At 63.4% G+C, this 26,421-nt stretch carries 29 protein-coding genes; 15 read left to right on the top strand and 14 right to left on the bottom strand.

Translation table 11 applies throughout. The features are described 5' to 3' along the window. Positions 1–17: 17 nt before the first annotated feature. Together AC1Q67_RS10830 and folD are read left to right on the top strand one after the other, a co-directional pair. Positions 18–341: a DUF167 domain-containing protein gene (locus AC1Q67_RS10830; RefSeq protein ID WP_024576865.1), complete on the top strand. Its 324-nt coding sequence runs from the start codon at positions 18–20 to the stop codon at positions 339–341. A 13-nt stretch (positions 342–354) separates the two neighbouring features. Next, positions 355–1,239 carry a bifunctional methylenetetrahydrofolate dehydrogenase/methenyltetrahydrofolate cyclohydrolase FolD gene (gene folD, locus AC1Q67_RS10825; RefSeq protein ID WP_492234127.1) on the top strand — a complete coding sequence of 295 codons (885 nt, stop codon included), beginning with the start codon at positions 355–357 and terminating at the stop codon, positions 1,237–1,239. Positions 1,240–1,263: 24 nt separating this feature from the next. Here the strand turns inward: folD and AC1Q67_RS10820 are convergent, their stop codons facing one another. The 3 genes from AC1Q67_RS10820 to AC1Q67_RS10810 form a co-directional block, all read right to left on the bottom strand. Then, a complete protein-coding gene (locus tag AC1Q67_RS10820; protein WP_492234128.1) occupies positions 1,264–2,748 on the bottom strand; it encodes a M20 family peptidase in 1,485 nt (494 codons plus the stop codon). A 30-nt stretch (positions 2,749–2,778) separates the two neighbouring features. After that, positions 2,779–3,309, bottom strand: coding sequence for an inorganic diphosphatase (gene ppa / locus AC1Q67_RS10815; protein ID WP_024576868.1), 531 nt, complete (start codon positions 3,307–3,309; stop codon positions 2,779–2,781). A gap of 113 nt (positions 3,310–3,422) precedes the next feature. Beyond that, on the bottom strand, positions 3,423–3,932 hold the full coding sequence (locus AC1Q67_RS10810) for a GNAT family N-acetyltransferase (protein ID WP_024576869.1): 510 nt from the start codon (positions 3,930–3,932) through the stop codon (positions 3,423–3,425). 167 nt (positions 3,933–4,099) lie between these two features. On the opposite strand from AC1Q67_RS10810, the gene AC1Q67_RS10805 reads away from it, so the two are divergent. Then, on the top strand, positions 4,100–5,026 hold the full coding sequence (locus tag AC1Q67_RS10805) for an alpha/beta hydrolase family protein (protein ID WP_492234129.1): 927 nt from the start codon (positions 4,100–4,102) through the stop codon (positions 5,024–5,026). A gap of 17 nt (positions 5,027–5,043) precedes the next feature. Here AC1Q67_RS10805 and AC1Q67_RS10800 read toward each other — a convergent pair whose 3' ends face one another. From AC1Q67_RS10800 to AC1Q67_RS10790, 3 genes are all read right to left on the bottom strand, one after another. Next, entirely contained in the window at positions 5,044–6,285 is a 1,242-nt protein-coding gene (locus tag AC1Q67_RS10800; RefSeq protein WP_492234130.1) for a flavin monoamine oxidase family protein, read from the bottom strand. A 131-nt stretch (positions 6,286–6,416) separates the two neighbouring features. Then, positions 6,417–8,240, bottom strand: a complete 1,824-nt coding sequence (gene typA / locus AC1Q67_RS10795) for a translational GTPase TypA (RefSeq protein WP_492234131.1) — start codon at positions 8,238–8,240, stop codon at positions 6,417–6,419. A gap of 442 nt (positions 8,241–8,682) precedes the next feature. Next, on the bottom strand, positions 8,683–9,435 hold the full coding sequence (locus tag AC1Q67_RS10790; protein ID WP_024575562.1) for a Crp/Fnr family transcriptional regulator: 753 nt from the start codon (positions 9,433–9,435) through the stop codon (positions 8,683–8,685). A 175-nt stretch (positions 9,436–9,610) separates the two neighbouring features. Here AC1Q67_RS10790 and AC1Q67_RS10785 point away from each other — a divergent pair, with 175 nt between their 5' ends. After that, entirely contained in the window at positions 9,611–10,030 is a 420-nt protein-coding gene (locus AC1Q67_RS10785) for a response regulator (protein ID WP_492234132.1), read from the top strand. A 10-nt stretch (positions 10,031–10,040) separates the two neighbouring features. Here AC1Q67_RS10785 and AC1Q67_RS10780 read toward each other — a convergent pair whose 3' ends face one another. Further along, a complete protein-coding gene (locus AC1Q67_RS10780; protein WP_492234133.1) occupies positions 10,041–11,456 on the bottom strand; it encodes a TAXI family TRAP transporter solute-binding subunit in 1,416 nt (471 codons plus the stop codon). A gap of 190 nt (positions 11,457–11,646) precedes the next feature. Between AC1Q67_RS10780 and AC1Q67_RS10775 the strand changes: the two genes are divergently transcribed. Then, a complete protein-coding gene (locus AC1Q67_RS10775; protein ID WP_024575565.1) occupies positions 11,647–11,940 on the top strand; it encodes a 4a-hydroxytetrahydrobiopterin dehydratase in 294 nt (97 codons plus the stop codon). Between the two features lie 110 nt (positions 11,941–12,050). Continuing rightward, entirely contained in the window at positions 12,051–12,428 is a 378-nt protein-coding gene (locus AC1Q67_RS10770) for a YkvA family protein (RefSeq protein WP_024575566.1), read from the top strand. A 117-nt stretch (positions 12,429–12,545) separates the two neighbouring features. Here AC1Q67_RS10770 and AC1Q67_RS10765 read toward each other — a convergent pair whose 3' ends face one another. Further along, positions 12,546–13,520, bottom strand: a complete 975-nt coding sequence (locus tag AC1Q67_RS10765) for an NADPH:quinone oxidoreductase family protein (RefSeq protein ID WP_024575567.1) — start codon at positions 13,518–13,520, stop codon at positions 12,546–12,548. Between the two features lie 322 nt (positions 13,521–13,842). Here AC1Q67_RS10765 and AC1Q67_RS10760 point away from each other — a divergent pair, with 322 nt between their 5' ends. The 3 genes from AC1Q67_RS10760 to AC1Q67_RS10750 all read left to right on the top strand — a co-directional run bounded on the left by AC1Q67_RS10760 (position 13,843) and on the right by AC1Q67_RS10750 (position 16,457). Beyond that, entirely contained in the window at positions 13,843–14,463 is a 621-nt protein-coding gene (locus AC1Q67_RS10760; protein WP_152527686.1) for an invasion associated locus B family protein, read from the top strand. A 124-nt stretch (positions 14,464–14,587) separates the two neighbouring features. Beyond that, positions 14,588–15,802 carry a dual-specificity RNA methyltransferase RlmN gene (rlmN, locus tag AC1Q67_RS10755; RefSeq protein WP_492234134.1) on the top strand — a complete coding sequence of 405 codons (1,215 nt, stop codon included), beginning with the start codon at positions 14,588–14,590 and terminating at the stop codon, positions 15,800–15,802. Between the two features lie 184 nt (positions 15,803–15,986). After that, positions 15,987–16,457, top strand: coding sequence for a hypothetical protein (locus tag AC1Q67_RS10750; RefSeq protein WP_492234135.1), 471 nt, complete (start codon positions 15,987–15,989; stop codon positions 16,455–16,457). Positions 16,458–16,556: 99 nt separating this feature from the next. On the opposite strand, the gene AC1Q67_RS10745 is transcribed toward AC1Q67_RS10750, so the two are convergent. Further along, complete coding sequence (locus tag AC1Q67_RS10745) at positions 16,557–17,156, bottom strand: 2-hydroxychromene-2-carboxylate isomerase (RefSeq protein WP_492234136.1); 600 nt, start codon at positions 17,154–17,156, stop codon at positions 16,557–16,559. A 133-nt stretch (positions 17,157–17,289) separates the two neighbouring features. On the opposite strand from AC1Q67_RS10745, the gene AC1Q67_RS10740 reads away from it, so the two are divergent. The 3 genes from AC1Q67_RS10740 to AC1Q67_RS10730 all read left to right on the top strand — a co-directional run bounded on the left by AC1Q67_RS10740 (position 17,290) and on the right by AC1Q67_RS10730 (position 21,611). Further along, the gene (locus tag AC1Q67_RS10740; RefSeq protein ID WP_492234137.1) at positions 17,290–18,120 is read left to right on the top strand and encodes a phosphatase PAP2 family protein; all 831 of its coding nucleotides are present in this window, start codon (positions 17,290–17,292) and stop codon (positions 18,118–18,120) included. Positions 18,121–18,376: 256 nt separating this feature from the next. Beyond that, entirely contained in the window at positions 18,377–19,714 is a 1,338-nt protein-coding gene (gene argG, locus AC1Q67_RS10735; protein WP_492234138.1) for an argininosuccinate synthase, read from the top strand. 139 nt (positions 19,715–19,853) lie between these two features. After that, entirely contained in the window at positions 19,854–21,611 is a 1,758-nt protein-coding gene (locus tag AC1Q67_RS10730; RefSeq protein WP_492234139.1) for an alkaline phosphatase, read from the top strand. A 67-nt stretch (positions 21,612–21,678) separates the two neighbouring features. Here AC1Q67_RS10730 and AC1Q67_RS10725 read toward each other — a convergent pair whose 3' ends face one another. Further along, a complete protein-coding gene (locus AC1Q67_RS10725; protein WP_343205827.1) occupies positions 21,679–23,013 on the bottom strand; it encodes an OmpA family protein in 1,335 nt (444 codons plus the stop codon). 38 nt (positions 23,014–23,051) lie between these two features. On the opposite strand from AC1Q67_RS10725, the gene AC1Q67_RS10720 reads away from it, so the two are divergent. Together AC1Q67_RS10720 and AC1Q67_RS10715 are read left to right on the top strand one after the other, a co-directional pair. Then, on the top strand, positions 23,052–23,519 hold the full coding sequence (locus tag AC1Q67_RS10720) for a hypothetical protein (RefSeq protein WP_492234140.1): 468 nt from the start codon (positions 23,052–23,054) through the stop codon (positions 23,517–23,519). Between the two features lie 20 nt (positions 23,520–23,539). Beyond that, positions 23,540–23,701 carry a hypothetical protein gene (locus tag AC1Q67_RS10715; RefSeq protein WP_244432741.1) on the top strand — a complete coding sequence of 54 codons (162 nt, stop codon included), beginning with the start codon at positions 23,540–23,542 and terminating at the stop codon, positions 23,699–23,701. A 185-nt stretch (positions 23,702–23,886) separates the two neighbouring features. Here AC1Q67_RS10715 and AC1Q67_RS10710 read toward each other — a convergent pair whose 3' ends face one another. Next, positions 23,887–24,099, bottom strand: a complete 213-nt coding sequence (locus AC1Q67_RS10710; protein ID WP_492234141.1) for a hypothetical protein — start codon at positions 24,097–24,099, stop codon at positions 23,887–23,889. Next, positions 24,096–24,575: a pyridoxamine 5'-phosphate oxidase family protein gene (locus tag AC1Q67_RS10705; RefSeq protein WP_492234142.1), complete on the bottom strand. Its 480-nt coding sequence runs from the start codon at positions 24,573–24,575 to the stop codon at positions 24,096–24,098. The genes AC1Q67_RS10710 and AC1Q67_RS10705 overlap by 4 nt, the downstream gene beginning before the upstream one ends. Before the next feature lie 158 nt (positions 24,576–24,733). Here AC1Q67_RS10705 and AC1Q67_RS10700 point away from each other — a divergent pair, with 158 nt between their 5' ends. Beyond that, positions 24,734–25,111, top strand: coding sequence for an MAPEG family protein (locus AC1Q67_RS10700; RefSeq protein WP_492234143.1), 378 nt, complete (start codon positions 24,734–24,736; stop codon positions 25,109–25,111). A gap of 102 nt (positions 25,112–25,213) precedes the next feature. Here AC1Q67_RS10700 and AC1Q67_RS10695 read toward each other — a convergent pair whose 3' ends face one another. Together AC1Q67_RS10695 and AC1Q67_RS10690 are read right to left on the bottom strand one after the other, a co-directional pair. Beyond that, entirely contained in the window at positions 25,214–26,020 is an 807-nt protein-coding gene (locus AC1Q67_RS10695; RefSeq protein ID WP_492234144.1) for an FkbM family methyltransferase, read from the bottom strand. Between the two features lie 64 nt (positions 26,021–26,084). Next, positions 26,085–26,405, bottom strand: a complete 321-nt coding sequence (locus AC1Q67_RS10690; RefSeq protein WP_492234145.1) for a c-type cytochrome — start codon at positions 26,403–26,405, stop codon at positions 26,085–26,087. Positions 26,406–26,421: the final 16 nt, after the last annotated feature.

The following is a 26,421-nucleotide window of genomic DNA, read 5'->3' as shown; positions in this document are numbered from 1 at the left end:
TCTCGCATGAGCTTTCCTTGAGTCTCCCTTGGCGCTTTTCCACTCAAGGCATCAGCGTCGCATTGCGCGTCACGCCGCGCGGCGGAATGGATGCGATCGACGGCATTGAAACACTGGCCAATGGCCGCAGCGTTGTGAAAGTCCGGGTACGCGCCATCGCCGAGGGCGGCGAAGCCAATCGCGCCGTGACTGAACTGCTCGCTCGGGCGCTTCATGTGCCGAAAAGCCATGTGCGGGTTCTCTCCGGCGTCACCTCGCGCCTCAAGCAGGTCGCGGTGGACGGCGATCCGAAAAAACTGGGCGATGCCCTGCAAGCCCTGACGAAGACAACAGACTCCTGACGAAAGACATCTGATGCCGGCTAAGATCATTGATGGAAAAGTCATTGCCGCCGATCTGCGCGCGCGCGTCGCGGATGAAGTGGCGCGCGTCAAGCGCGACCATGGCCTGACGCCGGGGCTCGCCGTTGTGCTGGTCGGCAACGATCCGGCCTCCGAGGTCTACGTCCGCAACAAGGCGAAGCAGACCGAAGCCGCGGGCATGGCGTCGTTCGAGCACAAGCTCGCGGCGGATACCCCGCAGAAGGATCTGCTGGCGCTGATCGCAAAGCTCAATGCCGATCCAGACGTGCACGGCATTCTGGTACAGCTTCCGCTGCCGAAGGGGCTGGATACGCAGACCGTCATCAACGCCATCGATCCGGCGAAGGACGTCGACGGCCTGCATCCGATCAATGCCGGGCGGCTGGCCAACGGCCTGCCGGCGCTGACGCCGTGCACGCCGCTCGGCTGCATCATTCTCGCCAAGACGGTTCATCCCTCTCTCGAAGGCATGAACGCGGTCATTATCGGGCGCTCGAATCTGGTGGGACGTCCGCTGGTGCAGCTCCTGCTCAATGAAAACGCTACGGTGACCATCACCCATTCGCGCACGCGCGATCTTGCCGGCATCTGCAAGCGCGCCGATCTGCTGCTCGCGGCGGTCGGACAGCCGGAGATGGTCAAGGCCGACTGGATCAAGCCCGGCGCCACGGTGATCGATGTCGGCATCAATCGCATTCCGGGCGCTGACGGCAAGAACAAGCTGGTCGGCGACGTGGCTTATCAGGAAGCGCTCGGCGTGGCCGGTGCGATCACGCCGGTGCCGGGCGGCGTCGGCCAGATGACGGTGGCGTGCCTTTTGGTGAACACGCTGCGCGCGGCCAGCGCGATCAAGGGGCTCAAGGCGCCGGGCGTGTAAGGCCAGCCAACTGCTTTCCCAGAATTACGGACTCGCCGTGTTCTGCACCAGCCGCCGGTAGAACCGGATCATGTCGGCGTAATTCTTTACGCTGAGCCGCTCATTGGTGCCGTGGAAGCGCATTAGGTCTTCGGCAGTGGCGCGCACTGGTGAAAAGCGGAAGATGTTGTCGGTGACGTCGAGATAGTTGCGCGAATCCGTCGCCGCGACCATCAGGCCAGGCACCACAAGGACATCCGGAAAGATTTCGCGGATCGTCCGGTTTACGGCCTGATAGCTCGGGCTGGCGGTGGATGTGACCGGCGGCGGGTTGGTGTTGCCGGGCTTCGGCGTCACCTTGACGCGATCGTCTGCGATGATCGATTTGACGTAGGCGATCACACTCTCCTCGGTCTCGCCCGGCAGCAGTCGGAAATTCACCGTGGCCTCGGCGCGGCCCGGCAGTACATTTTCCTTGTTGCCCGCATTGAAGATCGTGATCGCCGTGGTGGTGCGGATCGCGGCCGCGGTCTGCGCGGTCTTCTCCATCTGACGGCGCACGAGCGGTTCGAGCAGCCACAGATTCGACAGCGCGACGCGGCTGCCGAAATCCATGTCGGGTGCGGCGGTTTGCAGGGTCTCGCGCATCACGCCGCTGACGGAGGCAGGAAACGGTCTCTTCTCCAGCCGTGTCAGCGCCGCGCTCAGCTTGCCGATGGCGGTGTCGCGTGGCGGCAATGACGAATGGCCCGGCGTTGCGGTGGTGGACAGGTCGAGTGTGACGTAACCCTTTTCGGCGACGCCGATCAGCGCGACCGGCTTGTCGACGCCCTTGAGAATTCCCTCGGTAATCAGCAGGCCTTCGTCGAAAACGAAATCGAGGCGCACGCCGCGCGATTGCAGCAGCTTCGACATCGCCATTGCGCCGCGCTTGCCGGAGACTTCCTCGTCATGCCCGAACGCGAGATAGACCGTCCGCTTCGGACGGAAGCCGTCCTTCACAAGCTGCTCGGCCGCCTCGAGCATCGAAAACAGGTTGCCCTTGTCGTCCCACGAGCCGCGGCCCCAGATGAAGCCGTCCTTGACCGCTCCGCTGAACGGCGGCACCTGCCAGTCGCCTTCGGTGCCCGGCGCGATCGGCACCACGTCCTGATGCGCCAGCAGCGCGATCGGCGCGGTCTTCGGGTCGCTGCCTTCCCATGTGTAGAGCAGGCTGTAGTTGGCGACGATTTCGCGCCTGGCGGCGGCATGAAACGCCGGAAAGCTTGCCGCGATCAGATCATGCAGCGCGCGGAAAGCGTCCGCGCTTTGATCGGGATCGGTGACGCTGGCGATGGTCTGCAGCCGGACCGCCGCGCCGAGCCGCTGCGCCGCCGCCTGCTCATCGATGATGACGGGCGCAACCGGAGCGGCGGCGATCTGCTGCGACGATTTTCGCCAGGCGTTTGCAACCAGAACGGCTGCGAGAATGACGATGGCGGCGATCAGGAGAAGGACGATGTTGCGGAGGATTCTGATGGAACGGCGCATCGTTTGAATCCCTCAGCCCGATCTTCCTGATTATTTTTTCTTGGCGCGCTCGAGGCCTTCGACAATCAGCTTGCGGGCATCGTCCGCATTGCCCCAGCGCAGCACCTTGACCCACTTGTTGGGCTCGAGATCCTTGTAGTGTTCAAAGAAATGCTGGATTTGTTGCAGGGTGATGTCAGGCAGATCGCTGTAGTTCTGCACCTTGTCGTAGCGCTGGGTCAGCTTCGACGTCGGCACCGCGATGATCTTCTCGTCGCCGCCGGCCTCATCCTCCATGAACAGCACGCCGACCGGGCGCACCGCGATCACCGCACCCGGCACGATGGCGCGGGTGTTGGCGACCAGCACGTCGCACGGATCGCCGTCGTCGGAGAGGGTGTGCGGGATGAACCCGTAATTCCCCGGATAGCGCATCGCCGTGTAGAGGAAGCGATCGACCACCAGCGTGCCGGCTTCCTTGTCCATCTCGTACTTGATGGGCTCGCCGCCGACCGGCACTTCGATGATGACGTTCACTTCATGGGGCGGGTTTTTTCCGATCGAGATCGCGTCGATGCGCATGACAAGGCCTTGGGTTGGTTCAGTCGAACGCGCTGGTTAGCGAATCGGGAGCGGGGCTGGAAGCCCGAAAAAAGAGCCAAAAGGATAAGACGGCAGGAAAAAGGAGAGTCGCCTCAGGCCGTCCAGGCAAACGCGACCTTGTCGAGCGACTTGCCGCCGAATCGCTCCGAGGAGCGCGCGACCATGCGGCCGCCGAGGGTCCGGTAGAATTCGACCGCCGGCTCGTTGTCCGAAAGCGCCCAGATCACCATGCTTTTCAACCCGCTCTGGACCAGATCGCGCTTGGCGGCGGTGAACAGGCGGCGGCCGAAACCGAGGCCCTGGAATTCCGGCCGCAGGTAGAGCTCGTAGATTTCGCCTTCGAAATGCAGGCTGCGGGCACGATTGCGGCCATAATTGGCATAGCCTGCGACCTTGTCGCCGAACGACAACACGCTGACGCGGCTGCCCTTTCGGATCGCCGAATCCCACCATTGCGGGCCTCGGCGGTTGATCAGCTTTTCGAGTTCGGCACCGGGGATGATTCCCTGGTAGGCCGCGCGCCACGCCTCATCGTGCGTCGCAGCGACTGCGGGCGCATCGGAGGCCTTGGCTGGCCGGACTTCGATAAGGATCGTGCTCATGGTGCAATCAAAGCAACTCGCGGCCCCGCCTTCAAGGTCCATCGTTAATTATCGGTTAATATGTGAGCTTTTTGCATCAGGTCCAAGGCGGCGTTGTACCGAAAGAGGACAGCCAAACGGCTTATGGCCTTGGCTTGGCGGTGCGACGCAGGCAATGATCGCCGAAGATGACAAAAAATGCATTGTTCAAGGTCGCCAGCCTGCTTCTTGCGGTTGGTGTTTTGCCGCAAACACCCGCTTGGGGCGAGAATCAGTTAGGGGCACGCGGCGGCGAAGGTACGGCGAACCGGCGTCAGGAGTGGCTGGTGCCGACGCAGGACCAGATCACACCTTCGCGAGCGGTTCTGTTTCGCCCCGCCGGCAAAGGCCCGTTTCGTCTCGCCGTGATCGCCCATGCCTCGACGCAAAACCGGCTGGCGCGTGCGCAGATGCCGCAGCCGGAATATCCGGCGCTCGCCGCGGCGCTGGTGGCGCGCGGCTTTGCGGTGCTGGTGCCGCAGCGGCTTGGCCATGGCAAGACCGGCGGACCTTATCTCGAAGACCAGGAAGGCTGCGACAACGCCGAATACGCGATGTCCGCGCGCTCAACAGCCGAAGCGATCACGGCTGCGCTCACGTTCATGCGCACGCAGCCGTTCATCCGCAAGGATGCCTCGGTGATTGTCGGGCATTCGGCCGGAGGCTGGGGCGCGCTCGCGCTTGCGGACCAGAGCCCGAAAAGCATTTCGTCGATCGTGGTGTTCGCGCCGGGGCGCGGCGGGCGCAAGGATGACCGCGCGAACAGCATTTGCGCGCCGGACAAACTCATCGCCGCAGCGAAGGAATTCGGCGAAGACGCGCAAGTGCCGGTGACATGGCTGGTGGCGGAAAACGATTCATATTTTCCGCCGGAGTTTTCGAAAAAAATGGCGGACGCTTTCATCGAAGCCGGCGACGACAAGGTGGATTTTCAGGCGCTGCCGCCGTTCGGCAAGGAAGGCCACTGGCTCGCGGAAGCGGGGGAGGAGGGGATGATTGAATCGATTCTCGCCAATACCGCGGGGCTGAATGTGCCGGGGCCGGTCGTGCAGGGCGCGAGTGCGAAGAAGAAATAGCGCGACGTTGCGAGGCGCTAAGCCGCGCTCCTGCCCACCACCTCCCCCGCCGCCCGCACACCTGTCTCCTGCGCGCCGTGGGCGGTGGTGAAGAAGTTCGGCGAGGTCGCTTCGCCCGCAAAGAACAGCCGGTCATCGACCGGTGTCGCGAGAACCGCGCGGTCATCGGCATGGCCTGGCAGCGCATGTGAGTAGGAGCCGCGCGCGAACGGATCGTGCGCCCAGCGGGTTTCTGCAAGCGGGCGCAGCTTGCGGCGGAAATCCGATCCCAGCAGCATCACCAGCTCGTCGATCGCCTGTGCCGCCAGCGCGCCGTCTCCGGCATTCTCAAGCTCGCGCGCGAATGTGCCGCCGAAAAATCCGGAGATGCAGGGCTGGCCCATCGGACGCAGGTGATAGCTGCCGGTGCCGACACGATCGAGCGCGCCATAGAGATGCCCGTCGCCCGGCAGCGATTCAGGATCGTCCAGCGCCAGCATCACCTTGTCCGCGAGGCCGAGCGGCAGGCCGGCCGCAGCGCTCACCTTGCCCGGCAGCGGGGGATGAAAGCGGATCGATTCATTGGCGATCAGGTCGGTCGGTGCGGTGACGATCACCTTGCCTGCGGAGATCGTTCCCTGCGAGGTCTCGATCCTGATGCGCGCGCCGGAATGATCGATCAGCGTCACCTTCGTGTTCAGCGCCACAGGACATGGCGCGCCATAGGCCGCGATCAGCGCGCCATAGCCGCGCCGCACCCGCCAGTTGATGCCGGTGTCCTCATACGCATCGAAGTCATAGGTCGAGACGCGATCGAGCTCGGTGCCGTTGATGTAGGTGCTGATCGCATCGATCTGCGCGTTCCAGGGATTGCCGGGTTCGAGCCACTTGCTGGCTGGCGTATCGTCCGGCAGATCGGACGCCGTGCTGACACGGGCATCGAAGGCGTCCATCGCCGCGAGGAATTCCTCGCGGGCCTGCGGCGGAAAGCCGGCGTTGAGACTCTGCTCGCGCCAACGCGGACGCGTCTCGTTGATCTCGAAGCCGAGATCGCGCGCGATCGCCACGAACGAATTCTTGTCGGCGGAATGCAGCCACTCGCAGCCGACATCGAACACGATGTCGCCGGGCAGGATCACGGTCTGGCTGCGTCCGCCGATCCGGTCGCGCGCTTCGAGGACGAGAACGGACAGCCCCGAATTTTCCAGCGTGCGCGCGGCAGCAAGGCCGGCCGCACCGGCGCCGATGATCGCAACATCGATGTCGGAGGGAATGGGCATTCGAGACCCGGGTCCGGTATTTCTGGCGGGCCTGTCCCGGCCATTCATGACTTCAGTCTAACCGACCTATAAGACGACAATGCCCGGCACAAGGCCGGGCATCATCAAGATTTGGAAAGAGGCGGGCCGTCTTAGCCGACCAGCGCTTCCTTGGACTTTTCGGCGCGCTTGCGCTCGTTCGGGTCGAGATGGCGCTTGCGCAGGCGGATCGACTTCGGCGTGATCTCGACCAGCTCATCATCCTCGATATAGGCCAGCGCCTTTTCCAGTGTCATGCGGATCGGCGGCGTCAGGCGCACCGCTTCATCCTTCGATGTGGTGCGGATGTTGGTGAGCTGCTTGCCCTTGAGCACGTTGATTTCGAGATCGTTCTCGCGGGTGTGCTCGCCGACTATCATGCCGCGATAAACACGCCAGCCCGGCTCGATCATCATCGGGCCGCGGTCTTCCAGCTTGAACATCGCGTAGGCAACGGCTTCGCCCTGCTCGTTGGAGATCAGCACGCCATTGCGGCGGCCCTGGATTTCACCCTTGTACGGCAGGTAGTCGTGGAACAGGCGGTTCATGATCGCCGTGCCGCGCGTGTCGGTCATCAGTTCACCCTGATAGCCGATCAGGCCGCGGGTCGGCGCGTAGAACACCAGACGCAGGCGGTTGCCGCCGGACGGGCGCATCTCGATCATCTCGGCCTTGCGCTCGCTCATCTTCTGAACGACCACGCCGGAGAATTCCTCGTCCACGTCGATCACGACTTCCTCGACAGGCTCCAGAATCTGGCCGTTCTCGTTCTTGGTCAGCACGACGCGCGGACGCGACACGGAGAGTTCAAAGCCTTCGCGGCGCATGTTCTCGATCAGGATCGCGAGCTGCAATTCGCCACGGCCCGAGACTTCCATCGAATCCTTGTCGGCGGCTTCGACCACACGCAGCGCGACGTTGCCTTCGGCTTCGCGCAGCAGGCGGTCGCGGATCAGGCGGCTGGTGACCTTGTCGCCTTCGGTGCCGGCGAGCGGCGAGTTGTTGACGATGAACGACATCGACACGGTCGGCGGATCGATCGGCTGCGCCTGGATCGGCGTCTCAACCGTGGGATCGCAGAACGTATCGGCGACGGTGCCCTTGGTGAGGCCCGCGATGGCAACAATGTCGCCGGCTTCGGCGAGTTCGACCGGCTGGCGCTCGAGACCGCGGAACGCGAGGATCTTGGTAATGCGGCCGGATTCGACGACCTTGCCGTCACGCGACAGCACCTTCACCGACTGGTTCGGCTTCACCGAACCGGAGGCGACGCGGCCGGTGATGATGCGGCCGAGATAGGGGTTGGCTTCGAGGATGGTGCCGAGCAGGCGGAACGGACCTTCTTCCACCACCGGCGGCGCGACGTGCTTGATGACGAGATCGAACAGCGGCTTCATGCCCTTGTCGTTCTCGGTCTCGCTGTTGCCCATCCAGCCGTTCTTGCCGGAGCCGTACAGGATCGGGAAGTCGAGCTGTTCGTCGGTGGCGTCGAGCGCAGCGAACAGATCGAACACTTCGTTGACGACTTCGGTGACGCGCGCGTCCGGACGATCCACCTTGTTGATCGCGACGATCGGCTTGAGGCCGAGCTTGAGCGCCTTGCCGACCACGAATTTGGTCTGCGGCATCGGGCCTTCGGCGGCGTCGACGAGAACGATCACGCCGTCGACCATCGACAGGATGCGCTCGACCTCGCCGCCGAAGTCGGCGTGGCCCGGCGTGTCGACGATGTTGATGCGGGTGTCTTCCCACTCGACCGAGGTGCACTTGGCCAGAATGGTGATGCCGCGCTCGCGTTCGATATCGTTGCTATCCATCGCGCGCTCGACCTGCCGCTGGTTCTCGCGGTAGGTGCCGGATTGCTGGAGCAGCTTGTCGACGAGCGTGGTCTTGCCGTGGTCGACGTGGGCGATGATGGCGATGTTTCGCAAATTCATGTGTCTCAGGTCTTCCAGCTATGGGGCGCGGCGCCGCAGAGGCGGCTGAGTGCAGGTCCGATGTCGTCGTGCGCACTCGTGGTGCGGATTTGACATTCGCGACCCGTCGTGCGGCGGGTTCGTTCGGCGAATGTCAAATCCAAAGCTCCACGAGCATGTTATTTTTGCCGGTGGTTCTTTGATTCTGACATTTGCAAGAGAGTCGAGGGAACGGGATGCAAATGTCAGAATCGAACCACCCGCCCAAAAAACGCGGTGCCCGGTCCAAAAGAACCGGGCACACGGGCACTCATTGCGGCGCAATATAGTCAGAATTCGCCGAAAAACAACGGTCAGAACGGCATTTTATCGGTCCATTTTTGGGTCAAGGTTGATGCCGCAAAGGGCCACATCGGCCCTATCCAGCAATGTTACAGAGCGATGACGGGGCTCCATCGATCGATCACGTCGCCTTCGTCTCGTCCGGATAAACCCCGCGCAGAACTTCGTCGAAATGAGCTTTGACGGCGTCGTTGCAAAGACATGACCGGGCCGCCAGGGCCTCCGGGTTGCGGATCAGGATGGCGCCGCGGCGGGTCTCCAGAATGCCTTCCGCCTTGAAGGCCTGGATGACACGGCTGGTGTAGCTTCGTCCCACACCGAGCATGGTCGATAACTGCTCGTGGGTGAGGGGAACAAGGTCCTCGCCGGTCCGCTCCCGCGCCGACAGGATCCACTTTGCCGTGCGTTGTTCGATCGAATGGATCGCATTGCAGGCGGTGGACTGAAAGATCTGCGCCAGCATGCAGTCGGCGTAGCGCGCGAAAAGATAACGCAGCGTTGGGGATTGGGTCTTGGCGGCATCGAGCTTTGCGACGCGCAGCCGGACGAAGGGGCCGGCGACCTTGACCGTGATGCGCGTGTAGGCTGGCAGATAGCCCAGGCTGACAATGCCGCCGACCGCGCCTTCGCGTCCGACCAGAATGGTCTCGACATCGCGGCCGTCTTCATTCGCCACGAGGAACGAGACGAGACTGGGACCGCATGGAAAATAGACGGTCTGGACGTCGTCGCCCGGATTGTAGAGCAGGTCGTCCGCCTTGGCGTCCGCGGGTTCCAGGAATGGTTCGATAAGCGCGAAATCTCCGGCGCTCAACCGACGGAGCAGATTGTTGAACGGGCGGCCGTCGCTGACCGCTGCCAGTTGTCGTGTCATGGTCCCCTCGCCAAGAGTCACCGTAGCGCAAGTTCCGGCGCGCCTGTGTTCAAAAGTGCACAGACGCAACGGGTGTTTATGTGTTCGGTTCCATGCGGGAACTGGAATGACGGCTCTTTAGCGCCATGACTGGGGTCCCAGCGGACGTATCTCAACCCATCCTCGGACGTGACTCATGAACTCGATCGACCCCCGCGGGCCGGCGGCTGCAAGTCCTGCTGATCTGCCAGAATCCGATCTGCCAACGGATGTTCTGCTGGTCGAAGACGATCCGTTGATCGCAATGGACTGCGCTGAAACCATCACTGGATTCGGCGTGACCTCGGTGCGGACCGCGCGCAACGTGACCGGAGCCCTGAAGCTGATTGCCGAGCGTGCGCCGGATTTTGTGTTGCTCGATGTCGGCTTGATCCGGGAAAAAAGCTTCGCCGTCGCAGAACAGCTCAAGCGGCAGAAAATCCCGTTTTCATTCGTCACCGGATATTCCGGCCCCGCGGGCGTGCCGCCGGCGTTCGGGCGCTATCCGGTGCTGCGCAAACCCTATCTGCGCGAAGAACTTCTGGAGATATTGCGCAAGTGGCGCGATCCGGCTTAGCGCGCCGCGCTCAGGCGACCTGACTACGCGCCGGCCGCGTATCTTTCGACGCCATGTCGAGCAGGAACGTCTTGCGATCCGCGACCGCGTTGTGGAACTGCTCGAGCGCGATGCTGAATGCCGTCAGCGATCCTTCCTCGATCGCGCCGTCCTCGAAACAGTGCAGCGTCTCGCGCATGATCTCGTCGGCCTCCGCCTGCATGGCGTCAAGCTCGCTGATGGATGTAGTCTTGCGCGCGGCCGTCAGCATCTCCAGCAAGCGCTCGCGCAGGTTGGAGTTGGTGACGCGCTCGTCCTTGCGCCAGTAGCTCGCGAACCACGCACCGGCGGAGCCGAGCGCCGACAGCGCCATCAGGCTGCCCCAGATGTAATCGCTGTACCTGTCGAGGAAGGTTTTTTCCTCGCCGTCGACATAAGCGGCCGCGCCGGGATGCGCGGGGATTGCAGCGTCCTTGTCAGTGTCGGGCGTTTCCAGTTTCGCCGTCTGCGGGAATTCGCTCTGGATGGTCTGACGGACCGAGAACAACTGCCGTGTCAGCGCGCCGGCGGTGGCCTCCGACAGCGATTTTCGCGCCACGATGTGATGCGCGAACGTGATGGTATCGATCTTGTCGTCGGGCCGTGCGGGCTTTGCGCCGAACGATCCGGCAGGAATTTCGCCCGATTCATAGACGGGATACTTCTGCGCGATCGCGTCGGCGGTCTCCACCGACAGGAAGGTGGCTTCCTTGCCGCCCTTCGTTGTGGCCGCGACGGCATCGGCCGTGATCTTGCTGTTGAGCGGACCGACGGCGAGGAAGGCGTCGAGCTTTTCGTTCTTGATCGCGTCGGCAAATCCGGTGGTGGTGAACTGGACGATCTGGACCTTGGCGGGATCGACGCCGGACTGCGTGAGAATGACCTTCAGCAGATTGACGTTGGCCTGGGTGCGGCCGATGACGCCGATGCGCTTGCCGGCAAGCTGCTCGATCTTCTTGATGGCGCCCTTCTTGCTGCTTCCGTTCAGCGCCCACAGCACCGCGTAATTCTTGCGGATGCTGGCGATCGCCTGCGCGTCCTTCGGCAGTTCGATGTCGCCGCGGATGACCGCAAGGTCGGTGGTGCCTGCATTCAGACTTGCCGCGCTCGAGGATGTCCCGTCGGTGATGATCGGACGCAGCCGGATATACTTCCGGTCCCGCGAAAAGATTTGTGCGATCGACTGAACGACCTTGACGTCGTCGCTGTAGGGCGGGCCGACCGCGATGCGCAGATGGATCGGGCGGTTCATCCAATAGGTCGCGCCGCCGACGGCAGCGACGGTCGCCAGCACTGCGGCGACCACAATCAGCATGGCCTTCATCTTGTGCGGCCGGGGCGTTGCGGAGCCCGGCGGCCGGGGCGCCTCCGTCGCCATCGATCTGGTAAACATGTCGCTGAAGCCCATGGGTTACCGCGCCTCCTGGCGTCTGCCTGCATCATACCAGATCGCCGGTATTTTCGCAGGCTCCAAGTTCAGCATGGTTAGCGGCCCGAGAGCGGCTTTTCCGTGACTGGCACCGGAAAAGGAGTGCCGGCGCGAAACTCGTTCGCGCAGATGTTCAAGGAACCGTTATATTCGAGAATGGGAGGATCGCATGGTTGAACGGCTATCGGCAGATGAACGGCGCGCGGCGCTGGCAAAGCTCACGGGCTGGTCGGAGGTGTCCGGCCGCGACGCCATCGCGCGGACCTTCACTTTCAAGGATTTCAATGAGGCGTTCGGTTTCATGACCCGCGCCGCGCTGGTCGCCGAGAAGAGCGATCACCATCCGGAATGGCGCAATGTCTACCGGACCGTCGAGGTGGTGCTCTCCACCCACGATGCGGGTGGCGTCACTGCGCGCGATATCAAGCTGGCAGAGGCGATGGACAGGATCGCGGGGCTGTGAGGATGCGCACCTCAGGATGACGCTTCCCAAGGACGTCTTGTCGCGGCGGTCACAGTTCCTACGTAACGTATGCGGCGCGGATCATCGCGCCGGGTGAGGGAACTCGAACCATGATCTCCGACGACACGGCGCATTTTGAACGGGCTGAAAAGCTCGCGAAAGATCCCGAGCGGGTGCGCCGGAAGTTCTGGCTCAAGATCAAGCGCGTCGCGGGCAGCCTGCCGTTCACCGAGGATCTGCTTGCGGCGTATTACTGCGCGTTCGACCGCGAGACGCCGCGCCAGGTGCAGGCGGCGCTGCTCGGGGCGATCGCGTATTTCGTGCTGCCGTTCGATTTCCTTCCCGACATGCTGCCGGTGCTCGGCTTCGCCGACGACGCCGCAGTGCTGGCAACCGCGATCCGCATGGTGTCGAGCCACATCACGCCGGAGCATCGCAAGGCGGCGCATGCGGCGCTGACGCGCGGGCTGGAAGATCAAGAAGCGTGATTTAATCGCGAGTCGTCATTGCCGGGCTTGACCCGGCAATCCATACTTTGAAAATTTTCAAGAAGAATGATGGATGCGCGGGTCAAGCCCGCGCATGACACGTCTTTGCGTTGAACATCACGGATGCAGGATCACCTTGCCCATGGCCTTGCGCTCGGCGAGCACCTTGAGCGCTTCGGTGGTCTTCTCCAGCGGGAAGGTGCTGTCGACGTGGGATGAAATCTTCCCTTCGGCGGCCCACTTCATCAGCTTCTCAAGAGCCGCACGGCCCTGCTTCGGTTCGCGCTTCATGTGCGCGCCCCAGAACACGCCGCGAATGTCGCAGCCCTTGAGCAGCGCGAGATTGAGCGGAATCTTCGGAATGTCACCGGCGGCGAAGCCGATCACCAGGAAGCGTCCCTTCCAGCCGAGCGAGCGCACGCCGATTTCGGCATAGCTGCCGCCGACCGGATCGAACACGATGTCGATGCCCTTCTCGCCGCCAACCTTCTTGAGTGCGTCCTTCAGGTCTTCCTTGGCGTAGTTGATGGTGAGGTCCGCGCCGTGCTTCTTGGCGAATTCGAGTTTCTCGTCGCTCGATGCGCAGGCGATCACCTTCAGTCCCAGCACCTTGCCGAGTTCGCAGGCTGCAAGGCCGACGCCGCCCGCCGCGCCGAACACCACGAGGGTCTCGCCGGGCTTCGGGTCGGCACGATCTTCCAGCGCATGCAGCGCCGTGCCGTAAATCACGATGACGCCGGCGGCGCGGTCGAAGTCGAGGTTGTCGGGAATCTTCACGGCCTGCGATGCGGGGATCGCGATCTTCTGCCGCGCACCGTTGTAGCCGCACGACGCCGCGACGCGGTCGCCGGGCTTCAGATCGGTCACGCCCGCGCCGACGCTCTCGACCACGCCGGCGATTTCAGCGGCGGGCGAAAACGGAAACGGCGGCTTGATCTGGTACTTGCCCTGAATCATCAGGAGGTCGAAGAAATTCAGTGCCGCTGCCTTGATGGCGATGACTGCTTCGCCGGGTCCCGCGACCGGATCTGGAATATCGCTCAGCACGAGATCGTCGGGGCCGCAGTATTCCGAGCAGAGAATGGCTTTCATCGAGACACCTGAAGAGTTCATGGAAACAGGTGGACTGTTTGCCGGATTTGGCGCGGCCCTACAATCGCAATTGCGGGCTGGCGATGATGCTTGCGGGATGTAACTATGTTTGAAACACTGAGCTTTCGGAAAGACACCGCGGTCCGCCGCCATCCCGGCCATGGCTCATATGCTCCCGGACGGATGCGGCAAAGCGCAGCGGTGGTGGGTTAACTTTCCAACAAGCGGTTTGGGGTCTATTGCACGTCCGCGCGCAAGTGCGAGCCATCTTGCAGTCACAATATTGAAGGAACCAGTTTTGGTGATGTCCTTGCAGCGAGCGATGGTAATTCTGGTGGCAGCACTGCCGGTTGTCGGCTTTGCAAATGCTGCGTCGGCCCAAACTGCGCAATCCAAAGCCGCCAAGCCCGCGCCGAAAGCAGCCGCGCCTGCGAAAGCTGCACCCAAGAGCGCCGCACCTGCAAAGCCCGCGGCGCCTGCCGCTGCCGGAAATGCCGAGCCGTCACTGATCGGCCAGTTCGGCACCTGGGGCGCCTACACCGCGACACCGAACGGCAAGAAGGTCTGCTTCGCACTCGCCAAGCCGTCGTCGTCGAAAACCAATCCGCCGAACCGCCCGCGCGATCCATCCTATGCATTCATCTCGACGCGGCCTGCGGAGAAGGTGTCGAACGAAGTGTCGATCATGATCGGCTATGCGCTCAAGCCGGGCTCCGAAGGCTCGGTCGAGGTCGGCGGCTCGCGCTTTGCGATGTACTCGCAGGGTGACGGGCTCTGGATCAAGAATGCGGCCGAGGAAGACCGGCTGGTGGACGCCCTGCGCAAGGGCGCGGACGCCGTCGTGAAGGGCACCTCCGCCAAGGGCACCGAGACCACGGACACGTTCCCGCTGAAAGGGCTCGCCCAGGCGCTGGACAAGCTGGCGCAGGAGTGCCGGCGGTAGCCCCGGCATACCGCAAAGACGGTCGCATTTAGCCGATATTGCCTCTATATAGCGGGTCACGGGACCACGGGTTCCGGTGCAAGCGGCCCTGTGCCGCGGCCATTTCCCCGAGACACGTATCGATATGACCATGACCGAAGCGCCAAACATTCTGGAATCAGGCGTCCTCGAAAAAACCGCGCTGGAAACCTACGTGCCGCCCGCGAAGCCCTCGCTGGTGGGGCTGTCGCGCGAGGAACTGGCGCAGCGTCTCGGCGAGATCGGGGTCGCGGAAAAGCAGCGCAAGATGCGCGTGCAGCAGCTCTGGCACTGGATGTATGTGCGCGGCGCGCAGAGCTTCGCCGACATGACCAACGTGTCGAAGGACATGCGGGCCGAGCTCGAACAGCATTTCACCGTCGACCGGCCGGAGGTCGTCGCCGAACAGATTTCCAACGACGGCACCCGCAAGTGGCTGCTGCGCCTGCCGAGCGGACACGCCTCCGAGCGTCCGCACGAAGTCGAGTGCGTCTACATTCCCGAAACCGACCGCGGCACGCTGTGCGTGTCATCGCAGGTCGGCTGCACGCTGAACTGCTCGTTCTGTCACACCGGCACCCAGCGGCTGGTGCGCAATCTCACCGCCGGGGAGATCGTTGGACAGGTCATGGTGGCGCGCGATCGCCTCAATGACTGGATCGACCGTGAGACGCCGAACGGCAACCGCCTCATCACCAATGTGGTGATGATGGGCATGGGTGAGCCGCTGTACAATTTCGACGCCGTGCGCGATGCGCTGCTGATCGTCTCCGACAACGAAGGCATCGGCATTTCCCGCCGCCGCATCACGCTGTCGACCTCGGGCGTGGTACCGAACATCGCGCGCACCGGCGACGAGATCGGCGTGATGCTGGCGATCTCGCTGCATGCAGTGCGCGACGAACTGCGCAACGAACTGGTGCCGCTCAACAAGAAGTATCCGATCAAGGAACTGCTGGACGCCTGCCGCGCCTATCCCGGCTCATCGAACTCACGCCGGATCACCTTCGAATATGTGATGCTGAAAGGCGTCAACGATTCGCTGGATGACGCCAAGCTGCTGGTGAAGCTGCTCAAGGGCATTCCGGCCAAGATCAATCTCATTCCGTTCAATCCGTGGCCGGGCACCAAGTATGAATGCTCGGACTGGGACCAGATCGAAAAATTCTCCGAATACGTTTTCAACGCGGGCTATTCGTCGCCGGTGCGCACTCCGCGCGGCCGCGACATTCTTGCCGCCTGCGGACAGCTCAAGTCGGAAACCGAGAAATTGTCCGCGCGCGAACGCCAGGCGCTCCGCGCCATGGCGATGACGGATTAAGAATCAGGCTGCAACGGCCCCGATGTTCTCCTTCTCCCCGATGGGGAGAGGGTTGGGGTGAGGGGCTCTAAATGTCAGACGTAAGATCCGAACCCCCTCACCCGGCGCTACGCGCCGACCTCTCCCCCAAGGGGAGAGGTGACAAACAAACCTTGCATCGCTCTCGGCGAGAAGGACGCGATTCATGGCCGTGATCGGACGTTTCTTCGCTATCTTGTTCGGGTTTCTCGCCGCGTGCCTTGTCGCCAGCATCGTGGTGCTGTGGGCAATCTTCTTTCCAGAAATGAGCGATGTCTCACTCGACATCGATCAGGGCGCCATCAACATGGTGCTCGGATTCGGCTTTGTGCTGGTCAGCGGCTTCGCATTGCTGCCGGCGCTGATTCTCGCGCTGGTCACCGAAGCCTTTGCGATCCGTCACATCCTCGCCTATGCGGTGATCGGCGGCCTCGCGGGACTGTTCTGCTATCTCGGCTTCATCCCGTTCGACACCGTGAACATGACCTTCAACGGCATTGTGCGCCGCCATCTCGAAGTGATGGTCGGTGCGGGGATTCTCGGCGGCGTGGTCTACTGGATGATCGCGGGCCGCAATGCCGGCGCGTGGCGCGCGTTGCCGCCGCCTCCGCCATCGTTGCCGCCGCTGCCGCGGTAAGCTGGATTCGTCCGTCATTGCGAGGAGCGCAGCGACGAAGCAATCCAATCTTACTGATACCGAAGCTGGATTGCTTCGCTTCGCTCGCAATGACGGGAATTATTTCGTCGCCCAGCGCAGCGCCTGCTCGAGGCGGTCATTGCCCCAAAACAGTTCGCCGTCCTGCGTGGTGAAGGTCGGCGCGCCGAAGAACTCGCGCCGCTGGGCTTCCGCCGTCAGTTCGCGCAGCTCCGTTTTGATCTCGTCGGCCTGCGCGCTGGCGAATGTCGCATCCACCGGCACCTTCAGTTTTGTCAGGATCTCGGCGATCACATGTGGCTCAGAGATCACCCGGTTCTCGGCATATTCGGCGTGGAACACCGCGCGGCAGAAGTCTTCGCCCCAGGTGTCCTTCAGCCCCACCAGTGCGACACGGCTCGCCAGCACTGCCGATTGCGGAAACACATCCGGCCACTGAAAGCCGACGCCGATCTCGTCCGCGCTGCGCTTCACATCGCGGATCATGTGCTTGCCGCGCAACGGAAACAGATTGAACGGCGAATCCGCCATGCCTTGGGTGGCGAAAATCGGCCCGAGCAGAAACGGCCGCCACCGCACCTGAACACCTGCGGCATCGGCCAGCGGCGCAATGCGCGTCGCGGACAGAAACGAATAGACCGAGGCGAAATCGAACCAGAAGTCCAGAACGGGCTTGGGCATGGTCTTGGGAGGCTCCCGCTTTGAAGGCTTATTTTTGCCGTGCTGCTCTAAAGCTTAACACGGATCGGGGAGGACGCCGGAATGCGGCGTGTGGCCACTTTTATTCCCCTGCCGGCTCGGCTAAACCCCCGCCATGAACCGGACCGGACTCTACATCGCGCTCGCGATCTCGGTGTTTTTCGGATTGCTGTTCGGCCTCTATCCCGAACTCGATCTGAAAGTTGCCGCATTCTTCTACGACGCGACGACCAAAAGCTTTCCGCTGAAATCCAGCACGTGGGCTGCGATCGCCCGCGACGGCGCGATGTGGATTGCATGGGGTCTGGTGATGCCCGCGCTGGTGTCGCTGATCGTCAAGCTGATCAGTCCGGTGAAGCCGCTGATGATCTCCGGCCGCGCCATGGTGTTTCTGATCGTCACCATTCTGCTCACGGCGATCGTGCTGTCGAACATCGTGTTCAAAAGCTACTGGGGCCGTCCGCGTCCAGTAGTGGTGACGGAGTTCAACGGGCCGCTTGAATTCAAGGCGTGGTGGGACCCGCGCGGCGCATGCCCGAAGAACTGTTCGTTCTTCTCCGGCGAGGGCGCGACTGCATTCTGGACCTATGCGCCCGCCGCGCTGACGCCGCCGCAGTGGCGTCCGCTGGCCTATCTCGCGGCGACTGCGTTCGGCGTGCTCACCGGCGGTCTTCGCATGTCCTTCGGCGGACATTTTCTGACCGACGTGTTGTTCTCCGGCACCGTCTCGTTCATCGTGATCTGGCTGGCCTATGCCGTCATCTACCGCTGGCCGTCGACGCGGCTGACGGACTACGGCATCGACGCCTGGCTGACGCGCTTCGCATGGCCGGGCTATCGCTGGCGGCAGAAGCGGCTTGGCCGCGACGTCGGCGAGACCCCGCGCATCAGGCCGGACGCGTCCGCGAACGCTGCGGACGGCGGAGCGCCTGTTCTGCGGCCCTAGCGGAGCGTCCGAGGCCGGTCAGCGCGTGAATGCTCCCTGCGTGTCATTGCCGGGCTTGACCCGGCAATCCATCTTTTTGAATAAGTTCACGTTTTGATGGATCACCGGGTCAAGCCCGGTGATGACGATTGTGTTTGTTGAGGCTCTGTGCCTCATCTTCCCATCGTCCGCCAATCTTTCTATAGAAGCCGGTCTGGTGAGGCTTGTCAGCCGTGCATCCAAACCGCCCAAATGAAATCTCCCGAAGGGAAGTCCCATGACTACGATTCTGAAGAGCCTTCCCAAGGGGGAAAATGTCGGCATCGCTTTCTCCGGCGGGCTCGATACCAGCGCCGCGCTGCTCTGGATGAAGCAGAAGGGCGCGCGCGTCTTCGCCTACACCGCCAACCTGGGCCAGCCGGACGAGGCCGACTACGACGAGATTCCGCGCAAGGCGATGGAGTTCGGCGCCGAGAAAGCGCGCCTCGTCGATTGCCGCACGCAACTGGTTCACGAAGGCATCGCCGCGATTCAATCGGGCGCCTTCCATGTCTCGACCGGGGGCATCGCATACTTCAACACCACGCCGCTCGGCCGCGCCGTCACCGGCACGATGCTCGTCTCCGCGATGAAGGAAGACGGCGTCAACATCTGGGGCGACGGCTCGACCTACAAGGGCAACGATATCGAGCGGTTCTACCGCTACGGACTGCTGACCAATCCGGACCTCAAGATCTACAAGCCATGGCTCGACCAGCAGTTCATCGATGAACTGGGCGGGCGCGCGGAAATGTCGGCGTTCATGAAGGCCGCCGGCTTCGCCTACAAGATGAGCGCCGAGAAGGCGTACTCGACTGACAGCAATCTCCTCGGTGCGACGCACGAGGCCAAGGATCTCGAACATCTCGACAGCGGCATCAAGATCGTCAATCCGATCATGGGCGTTCCGTTCTGGCGCGACGACTGCGTGGTCAAGGCCGAGAAGGTTTCGGTGCGCTTCGTGGAAGGCCAGCCCGTGGCGCTGAACGGCAAGACGTTCACTGATGCTGTCGCGCTGTTCTATGAGGCCAATGCCATCGGCGGGCGTCATGGCCTCGGCATGAGCGACCAGATCGAGAACCGCATCATCGAGGCGAAGAGCCGCGGCATCTACGAGGCGCCGGGCATGGCGCTGCTGCACATCGCCTATGAGCGTCTCGTCACCGGCATCCACAACGAAGACACCATCGAGCAATACCGGATCAGCGGCATGCGGCTCGGCCGGCTGCTGTATCAGGGGCGCTGGTTCGATTCGCAGGCCCTGATGCTGCGCGAAACCGCGCAGCGCTGGGTGGCGCGCGCGATCACCGGCGAGGTGACGCTCGAGCTGCGCCGCGGCAACGACTACTCGATCCTGAACACCGAAAGTCCGAACCTCACCTATGCGCCGGAACGGCTCAGCATGGAGAAGGTCGAGGATGCGGCGTTCACGCCGGGCGACCGCATCGGCCAGTTGACCATGCGCAACCTCGATATTTCCGACACACGCCGCAAGCTCGATCTCTACACCAGGACCGGTCTGCTCTCGGCCGGCGAGGGCTCGAATATTCCGAAGCTCGACAGCGACAAGAGCTGAGACGCAGCTCATCTGCATAAATTTTGCGAGGGCGGGCCGTTCGGTCCGCCTTTTCATTTTGCCGCACCCTGTAGTCAAGCCGTCATCTTGCGCTCATAATTTCCGCGCTCGCGCGCCTGACCCTTACGTGGACATCGTTATGAGACATCTGATTATCGCGGCTGTCGCCGCAGTGGCCTGCAACACCGGCGCAATTGCGCAAACGATCTATCCGATCGACCGCGCGGACATCCTGTCGGGTGCGCGGTTCGATCTGAAGGTGGAGTTCGCCGCGAAAGTGGATCAGGACAAGGTGCGCGTCACCATCAACGGTCAGGATGCGGCAGCGGCGCTCAAGGCCGCGCCGCTGTTCATCGATCGCGAAGACAACAAGGACCAGTCAGCGCTGGTGCTGCGCGGCGCAACGCTGGATACGCCCGGTGCATACACCGTGGTTGCGAGCGATGGCGTCAATTCCCGCACCGTGACCTGGAATGTGTTCGGCACCGGCGCGCGCAAGGCGAAAAACGTGATCCTCTTTATCGGCGACGGTTTGTCGCCCGCGCATCGCGTGGCGGCGCGGCTGCTGTCGAAGGGCATCGCGGAAGGCAAAAGCCTCGGCAAGCTGGCGATGGACGACATGCCGCATATGGCGATGGTGGCGACGGCGGGCTCGGATTCGATCATCACCGACTCGGCCAATGCGGCGAGCGCCTTCGCGACCGGTCACAAGACCGCGGTGAACGCCATGGGCGTCTATGCCGACCGCTCTGCGAATCCGTTCGACGATCCGCGCGTGGAGACCATCGCGAGTCTGGTGAAGCGGCGGCTGAATCTCGCCGTCGGCATTGTCACCAACACCGAGGTCGAGGACGCGACGCCTGCGGCGATGATCGCGCATACCCGCCGCCGCCTGACCTATAACGACATCGTCGATCAGTACTTCGCCGCGAAACCGGATGTGCTGATGGGCGGCGGCATGGCGAACTTCCTGCCGAAGGGCGCGCCGGGCTCGAAGCGCGCGGATGAGACCGACTATGTCGCGAAATTCAAGGAGGCCGGTTATGCCTATGCGGCGACCGCCGCCGAACTCGCCCCCGCGGCGAACAAGGCTGATACGCGCAAGCTGCTCGGCCTGTTTGCGCTGGGCAACATGGACGGCGTGCTGGACCGCAAATTCCTCAAGGGCGGCGGCGTTGCGAAATCGCCGGACCAGCCTGACCTGACGCAGCAGGTGCAGGTCGCCCTCGATGTGCTGGCGAAGAACGACAACGGGTTTTTCCTGATGGTCGAGTCGGGTCTGATCGACAAATATGCCCATGCGCTCGATTTCGACCGCGCGGTGTACGACACCATCATGCTCGACAACGCGGTCCGGCTTGCGCGCGACTGGTCGCAGCGCAACGGCGACGAGACGTTGATCCTGGTGGTGGCCGATCACAACCATCCCAACGGTCTTGTCGGCACCGTCAATGACGACATGAGCACGATTCCGAACGCGCCGCTGCGCGAGCGGATCGGTGTCTACGACAAGGCGGGCTTCCCGAATTATCCGGCGCCGGACGCGGAGGGTTATCCCGCCCGCGTCGATGTCAGCCGCCGTCTGGCGATCTTCTCGGCGAGCTTGCCGGATCATTACGAGACGATGCGGCCCAAGCTCGATCATCCGAACGAGCCCACGCATAAGGCCGACGAGCCCAACACCTACAAGGCCAACGACAAGCACAAGGATCTGCCCGGCGCGGTGCTGCGGCTCGGCAACCTGCCGGCGATGATGGGCGCCAGTGTCCATTCCGGCGAGGATGTGATCCTGACCGCGACAGGCCCCGGCAGCGATCGGGTGCGCGGGTCGATGGATAACACCGAGGTGTTCCGCGTCATGGCCGAAGCGCTCGGGCTTGGGCAACCGAAGCAATAAACATGCACCACAAACAAATACGGCCGGGACATTGTCCCGGCCGTTTTCTTTTTCGACTCGCTCTGCCTTAGCGGCGCGGCGGCGCGGTGCCCGCCGGCGGTGCCGGCAGCGAGGCCTGTCCGCCGTTGAGCAGCGGCGTGATGTTGCGGATGGTGACGCGGCGGTTGCGCCGCTCCGGCCCGTCCGTCGGCACCTTCAGGTACTGTTCGCCGTAACCCTGCGACGTGAGGTTTTCCGCAGGCACGTTGAACTGCTGGGTGAGCAGCGTGGCCGCCGATTCGGCGCGGCGATCCGACAGCGACAGGTTGTCGACGTCGCTGCCGACCGCATCGGTGTGGCCCTCGATCAGGAACACCGTCTGCGGATTGCGTTGGATGGCGCGGTTGATGCCGTCGGCAATCACCTGCAGCTTCGCGGCCTGATCCGGCGGGATTTCCCACGATCCGGTCTCGAAGTTGATGCTGTCGACGTCGATGCTCGGCATGCGCTGGCGCACCGAGGGGCTGTAGCGGATTTCATCGAGCGAGTAGGGCCGCTCGATGCGCTCCACCGGAGGCGCCATCAGCGTGTCATAGATCACATCCGGCGGCGCATCCTCCGCTTCGACGATGTAGCGGTTCTCCGGAATGCGCAGGACCGGCGGCGGCAGTGACACGAAGTAGCCGCCGATGGCGCCGGCAACCACACCGGCGGCGAGACCGGCGCCGAAACCGGGTCCGCGCCGGTTGTCGATGATGATCACCTCGCGTCCGCGTTCGTCGCGGCGGATGCGCCTGAGCAACCGGCCGTCGCGGTCGTTGACCGTGATGATCTGCGTGCCGTCGGGCCGCACCACGACAGTCCGCGTGTCGTTGCCGTCACGCGTCACGCGCACGTCGCGCGCGCCGTAACGGAAACGATCGACGTCGTTGTGACGGACGAAGGACTGCCCGTTCGGATCCTGAACGATGACGCGTCCAGGTTCGCGAATAATCGTGCGGCCGCCTTCCGTGGTCTGCTGACGCTGGCTGCGGAAGTCATCGATACGTCCGACCGGACGCATGCCGGGCTGCTGGACCGGAATCGGCGTGGCCTGAATCGCCGGTGGAGGAGGCAGCGGCGCGGCGACGGGGGCCGTGGCCGGTGCGGCGGGCGTGCCGGCGGGAAGACCCGGAGGCGGACCCTGACGCTGGCCGCGGCGATCGCCGAAGCCCGGCTGTCCCGGCGCTGGCGGCTGGCCGGGTGCAGGTGCTGCGCCTGGCGTCGCAGGCGGTGTCGCGCCCGGTGTGGCAGGAGGCGTTGCTCCCGGTGTTGCGGGTGGCGTTGCAGGAGCTGTTGCAGCAGGAGGTGTTCCCGGTGCCGGTGGTGTGCCGGGCGCTGGCGGGCGCGCACCTTCAGGACGCGTCGGCGTGACATCACGCATGCCCGGCGCAACCGGAGGCGCACCCGGCGGACGCTGAGGTGCAGGCGCAGTTGAAGGCGCACCGGCCGGAGGCGTTGCGGTCGATGGTGCCGGTGCGGCGCCCGGAGCTGGTGGAGGCGGCGTTGCCGGGCGTGCAGCCGGAGGAGCGGTTGGTGCAGGCGGTGGGGTTGGCGCAGCCTTCGGCGCTGCCGCAGGTGGCGGCGGAGGAGGTGCAGCTTTCGGTGCGGCCGGAGGCGGCGTCGGCGCAGCCTTGGGTGCAGCCGGAGGTGGCGGCGGCGGTGGTGCTGCCTTGGGAGGTGCGGGTGGTGGAGGCGGGGCAGCCTTCGGCGGAGCAGGCGGCGGCGGAGGCGCAGCGCGCGGCGGTGCCGGCGGCGGAGGAGGAGCGGCTCGCGGCGGAGCCGGTGGCGGTGCGGCCTTCGGCGGGGCAGGCGGCGGTGCCGGTGCAGCCTTCGGAGGCGCGGGTGGAGCTGCCTTCGGCGGGGCCTTCGGTGCATTCGGGTCTGTAGGCGCGGGTGCGGCCTGTGCGATGACGATCGACGATGTCTCGGCATGCGCCGGTGCTTGCGAAAGCTGGATCGCAGCGATCGCTGTCGTCGTCAGCAGGATGAGTCGAATGTTCTTCATGAGTCCTCTGGGGTGTGAAGAAAGTAAAGCAGCGGTGAAGCTGTCGCCCGTCGCAACGAAGTGAGTAACGATCAGTGATTAGTGATTAGGCGGTAATGTGGCGAAGCCAGAACGCTTGGAACTATTTCACATCGCACGGCGAATCGGCTCGCCGAGAATGAATGGACGTTAAGATACGCTTCGAATCTACCGCTGCAAAATGCGTATCTGCCAAGCACAGTTGCGGTGCACCACAAGCTGTGGCGCAGATTAGCGCTGCGGCGTTTTCACCGGCGCCTCGTCCGGCGCGTTCGGAGGAAGCTCGCGCGGCGCGTCCGGCTCGACCGGATCGTGCATCGGCGGCGGCACTTCGGGGCGCGGGTTGCCGGGCGGATTTTCCACCGGAGGCGCGGTGGGCGTCCCCGGCGTCGCGGGCGGAATCTCCTGCGGCTCGCCGGGGATTTGAGAAAATCGTTTGGTCACATTGCGACCTTGCGGTTTTCGCCGATGTCGGGACGGCCGCCTGTCGCGGCGGCGACAGCCATCTTGATCGAACTGATCACCTTGCCGGGCGTGTCCCAGTACTGAGCTTCGGTCGGCACGACCTTCAGCACGCAGACGTTCGGATCGTCGGGGGACTCCCACCAGGCCTTTGCCCACGCGGTCCACAGCTCCTTGATCTTGGCGCGATCGCTGGACACTGAGGCTTCGCCCGAGATCGAGACGTACTTGTGGTCGCTGGCGTCGGCGAAGGCGAGGCACACGGTCGGGAATTTCCTGATGTCCTCGTCCTTGTGATGACGTTTGTCCGCCAGAAAATAAAACGCGTTCTCGTCGCGCGCGATATGCGCGCTCATCGGCCGCGCATGCGGATTTTGGCCGTCCCATGTCGCCAGCATGGCAACCGAAATTTTCTCCGCAAGATCCCATACGCGGTCCGTGTCGTCTGTCGCTGCCATTCCTGAAACTCCCTGGATCACAAGCCTGTTCAACAAACGCAACGAACGGAGCAAAGCTATGTTCCGTTGCGGACAATGCGAAGACAGCGGGTTCCCGCGTATTGACAGCGGGACGTGAACCCACGGAGATAGCGGAACAGATATCAGGGGGACTTCCGATGCCGCTCGCCTACTGGTGCGTCCTGATCGCCGCGCTGCTGCCCTATGTGCTGGGCAAATACGCCAAGCGGGGCGTCGAGAGCGACAACCGTTATCCGCGCGAGGACTATGACAACCTTCCGCCAAGAAACCGCCGCGCCTATGCGGCGCATCAGAACGCGCTGGAGACGTTTCCGTTCTTTGCGGTCTCGGTGATCATTGCGCTCACCATGGGTGCGCCGGTCTATCTGGTGAACGTGCTCGCGGTGCTGTACATCGTGCTGCGCATTGCCCACGCCCTGCTGTACATCTTCAATCAGCCCACCGCGCGCTCGATGGTGTTCGCCGTGGGCATGGCGGTCAATGTCGCGATCTTCGTGTTGCCGGCGTTCAAATAGGCTTCGTCATTGCGAGCGAAGGGAAGCAATCCATGCTTTGAAACAGCAACAACGGGATTGCTTCGCCGCAAGCGCTCCTCGCAAATCCCGGTGTGATTGTGGCTATTGCTTCCGCACCAGCAGCGTATTGCTGCGGGTCTTGCCGGCAATGCCGTAGCCGAGGCCGGTCATGTCCTTGATGCAGTCGTGCAGCCATTCCTTGCGCTCGAGATGCTCGATGGCGACGGCCTTCGGCCACAGCGATTCCGGAGCCTCGCGGAAAAACGGCGTCAGCACGCGGTCCTCATAACCTTCGACGTCGATCTTGAGAGCGTCGATCTGTGTCACATTGGCGTCGCGCAGGATTGTCAGCAGGCGATGCGCCGGCACCTTGATGCCGCCGGTGGTGGAGATGTGGCTGGCGCCGAGATTGTCGCCGTCGGTCTCGATCATCAGTTCGCCGTCGATGTCGCCGGCAGCCGCCTTGACCAATGTGAGATTGGTCAGCTTCGAGGCGCTCGCGTTGAAGGCGAGCCGCGCATTGCTCACCGGATGCGGCTCGATGGCGATCACGCGTCCGCGCTCGCCGACATGCTTCGCCAGCGCCACCGCGTAGGTGCCGACATTGGCGCCGACATCGACAAAGGTGCCGCCGCGCGGCGCATGTTCGCGGAGGAAGTCCAGCTCCGGAAGGTTGTAGTCCGGATTGAACAGCGCGCCGCGCTCGGTGCCGCTTGCCAGATGATGCAGCCGGAACGACGCACCTTGATAGCTGGCGTCGATCGGGCCGGAGCCGAACAGATGCACAATCCGCGACAGCCATGGCCGGAACGCGCCGCGCTTGAGGCCGGAGCCGTGCGCGGCCGCGATCACCGCGCGTTGCAGGGCGTTGGGGGCATAGGTGCCGAAAGGCTTCTGATCGTCGCTCATGCGCCAGTCATCGCGCACCTGCCCCGCCGTTTCAAGACCGATCCGGCGAGATCGCTGTCCCGAGTTATTTCAGGCTTTTCAGGAAGGACAGCAGATCGTTGATCTGATCGGGCTCAAGCGTGAACACCGGCATGGTGGGATGGCCGGTATCGATGCCTTCGGCAAAGGCTTCCGAGAGCGTATCGAGGGGATACTTCTTGTGCAGCGTCCTGAACGGCGGAGCGATCGCGAGGGGGCTCGGCGTATAGCGATCGATCGAATGACAGCGCGCGCAGTTGGTTTGCGCGAAGGCGCGTCCGCGCAGTTCGGCGGGCGAGGCGGCCATGGCCGAGCTCGTCATCGCAAAGGCGAACAGCGCAAAACTCAAAATCAGGGCGACGGGCATGCATCCATGCTGGAGC

This window comes from Afipia sp. GW823-FHT06G09, assembly GCF_058794875.1.
The sequence above is the reverse complement of the archived record's forward strand: the minus strand, read 5'-3'. Positions and strand labels throughout refer to the sequence as shown.